We start from the raw sequence: 3589 nt of genomic DNA on the forward strand, positions 1-3589 counted from the left end.
ACCTATCCAGTGCAAGCGTGCTGGCGTTGCTGGATGGGAGTTGTGGGATCTTGAGGGTAGAGCGGCATCTCTACCGCCGAGTGATAAAGAACGGAGCTAGTTGAACGGTCTGGAATGGCCGGCCACAGCAGGTGACAGCCCTGTAGACGAAAGTGACGTTCCTCGGTGTCAAGACACCCGAGTACCGCAGGACACGAGCAATCCGGCGGGAATCTGGGAGGACCATCTTCCAAGGCTAAGTACTCCTGATCGACCGATAGTGAACTAGTACCGCGAGGGAAAGGTGAAAAGAACCCCGGTGAGGGGAGTGAAATAGGACCTGAAACCGTGTGCCTACAAGCAGTGGGAGCGCTATGGCCGCAAGGCAATGCGTCACCACGTACCTTTTGCATAATGGGCCTGCGAGTTACGCTACGTGGCGAGGTTAAGCCGAGAGGTGGAGCCGAAGCGAAAGCGAGTCCTAACAGGGCGAAGAGTCGCGTGGCGTAGACCCGAAACCTTAGCGATCTATCCATGTCCAGGTTGAAGGGCGGGTAACACCGCCTGGAGGACCGAACTCACCACAGTTGAAAATGTGGGGGATGAGGTGTGGATAGGAGTGAAAGGCTAATCAAGCTGGGATATAGCTGGTTCTCCCCGAAATATATTGAGGTATAGCCTCGGACGAATTGCGACGGAGGTAGAGCACTGAATGGGCTAGGGGTCCTACCAGATTACCAAACCCAATCAAACTCCGAATGCCGTCGACAAGTATCCGGGAGACAGGCTGCGGGAGATAAGTTCCGTAGCCGAGAGGGAAAGAGCCCAGATCGTCAGCTAAGGTCCCCAAGTCTGAGCTAAGTGTCAAAGGATGTGGAAGCGCACAGACAACCAGGAGGTTGGCTTAGAAGCAGCCATCCTTTAAAGAAAGCGTAATAGCTCACTGGTCAAGCGAGTCTGCGCCGAAAATATAACGGGGCTCAAGCTCAGCACCGAAGCTACGGGTTCTCGAAAGGGAGCGGTAGGGGAGTATTCTCAAGGAGACACACGTCGGACGGTAACGACCGATATCGGCCTTGAGAAGAGCTTATGCAGGCATGAGTAGCGATAAACCGAGCGAGAAACTCGGTCGCCGTAAGCCCAAGGTTTCCTGGGGAAGGATAATCCTCCCATGGGTTAGTCGGATCCTAAGCCGAGGCCGAGAGGCGTAGGTGATGGGAAGCAGGTTAATATTCCTGCACCACCAAGGGTGGCGTTGACGTAAGCGGGGACGGAGTAGGGTAGGCCGAGCGCAGTGGTTGGTTATCTGCGTTCAAGCCAGTAGGGTGAGCTTCCAGGACCCGGTAGGGACAAACGGGAGCTCGTTAGCCCGAGAGGTGATGAGGTTAGAGCTTCGGCTCTGATAACTCGGTGATCCCACACTTCCAAGAAAAGCCGCGTACTGAGCCTCTTTGGTGTCCGTACCGCAAACCGACTCAGGTGGGCGGGGTGAGTATCCCAAGGCGCGTGAGAGAACCCTGGTTAAGGAACTCGGCAAAATGACACCGTAACTTCGGGAGAAGGTGTGCCGCTTGACGTGAAGAGGTTTACCCTCGGAGCGTCTGGTGGTTGCAGAGAAATGGGGGTTGTGACTGTTTACTAAAAACACAGGACTCTGCGAAGTCGTAAGACGACGTATAGGGTCTGATGCCTGCCCGGTGCTGGAAGGTTAAGGGGACGAGTCAGCGCAAGCGAAGCTCCGAACCGAAGCCCCAGTAAACGGCGGCCGTAACTATAACGGTCCTAAGGTAGCGAAATTCCTTGTCGGGTAAGTTCCGACCTGCACGAATGGCATAACAACATCCCCGCTGTCTCGACCAGGGACTCAGCGAAATTGTATCGGGGGTGAAGATACCCTCTACCCGCGGCAAGACGGAAAGACCCCATGAACCTTTACTGCAGCTTGGCAGTGATTTTCGGGATATTCTGCGTAGGATAGGTGGGAGGCTATGAAGCCGGGCTTCTGGGTTCGGCTGAGCCGACGTTGAAATACCACCCTGGGTATTCTGGAAATCTAACCTAGACCCGTGATCCGGGTTGGGGACACTGCCTGGTGGGCAGTTTGACTGGGGCGGTCGCCTCCTAAAAAGTAACGGAGGCGTGCGAAGGTTCCCTCAGCCTGATTGGAAACCAGGCGTAGAGTGCAAACGCATAAGGGAGCTTAACTGTGAGACCGACAGGTCGAACAGGTGCGAAAGCAGGCGTTAGTGATCCGGTGGTTCTGTATGGAAGGGCCATCGCTCATCGGATAAAAGGTACTCTGGGGATAACAGGCTGATCGCGCCTGAGAGTTCACATCGGCGGCGCGGTTTGGCACCTCGATGTCGGCCCATCGCATCCTGGGGCTGGAGCAGGTCCCAAGGGTTCGGCTGTTCGCCGATTAAAGCGGTACGCGAGCTGGGTTTAAAACGTCGTGAGACAGTTTGGTCCCTATCTGCCGTGGGCGTAGGACACTTGAGAGGAGCTGCCCATAGTACGAGAGGACCTGGGTGGACGTACCTCTGGTGTGCCGGTTGTCCTGCCAAGGGCATAGCCGGGTAGCCATGTACGGAACGGATAACCGCTGAAAGCATCTAAGCGGGAAGCCGGCCTCAAGACAAGGTGTCCCGAGCCGCAAGGCTCCTAAAGACCCCTCGAAGACCACGAGGTTGATAGGCCGGGTGTGGAAGCCAAGTAACTGGCGGAGCTAACCGGTACTAATAGGTCGTGCGGCTTGGCCGTGCTTCTAAGGCAATCATTGAAGTGTCGCGGCCGGAGTTCGGGTGACGAAGGACTAGCAAGCGCGAATCGCAGCAGCTGGACGCTGAAGTCGAAGGTGGAACGACCCTGAGTCTCACTTGATGAGCAGGTGTCACGAACTCCTTGAAGGCTTCAGTCAGGACGCACCCACAATTTCTCGGTGGTGAAATCGAAGAGGCCACACCCGATCCCATACCGAACTCGGAAGTTAAGCTCTTCGGAGCCGATGGTACTGCCAGGGCGACTTGGTGGGAGAGTAGGACGCTGCCGGGGTTTCTTCAGCCTGCATCAGTTAACCTGATGCAGGCTTTTTTTTTGCTTTTCAGCCTGGGCCTGGAGGCCTGTGCGGTCCTGAGTACCAACCCTTCCTTGGCGCTCAAGACCGCTACACGCGGCATCCGCGGACTGTATTTCCTGGCTGTTCAGCCAAGCGCCACCCAGACCGACTTGATCTGGGTCAGCTCATCGAGCACGGCACGACCATTCTCTCGGCCGAATCCCGACTGCTTGACGCCGCCATAGGGGCTCGCGGCGTCGAAGCGATTGAAGGTGTTCACCCAGACCGTCCCGGCTCGGAGCCTGGCAGCGAGTGCGTGGGCCTTCCCCACATCGCGTGTCCATAGCCCTGCTGCCAGGCCGTACTCGGTCGCGTCCGCAATGCGGGCGGCTTCTTCGAGGTCGTCGAAGGGAATGACCGAGAGGACGGGGCCGAAGATCTCCTCCCGGGCGATCGTCATCGACTCGCTGACGGCAGAGAACACCGTCGGCTCGACGAAGTAGCCTGGCGAGCGGGTAGTCCCTCCCACCTCCCGGCGGGCTCCCTCCTCCTGGC

General features: G+C 57.2%; 1 protein-coding gene and 2 rRNA genes (1 of these 3 cut by a window edge). 2 read left to right on the forward strand and 1 reads right to left on the reverse strand.

Translation table 11 applies throughout. From position 1 onward, the window contains the following. Together CAP_RS10685 and rrf are read left to right on the forward strand one after the other, a co-directional pair. Positions 1-2739 (forward strand): 23S ribosomal RNA (locus CAP_RS10685) (it extends 272 nt beyond the left edge of the window). A gap of 174 nt (positions 2740-2913) precedes the next feature. Next, positions 2914-3030: ribosomal RNA gene (gene rrf / locus CAP_RS10690) — 5S ribosomal RNA — on the forward strand. A gap of 149 nt (positions 3031-3179) precedes the next feature. On the opposite strand, the gene CAP_RS10695 is transcribed toward rrf, so the two are convergent. Further along, positions 3180-3589: aldehyde dehydrogenase family protein (locus tag CAP_RS10695; protein WP_156040677.1), on the reverse strand; the 410-nt coding region annotated here is incomplete at its 5' end.

Origin of the sequence: Chondromyces apiculatus DSM 436, assembly GCF_000601485.1 — a bacterium.
GTDB lineage: Bacteria > Myxococcota_A > Polyangia > Polyangiales > Polyangiaceae > Chondromyces > Chondromyces apiculatus.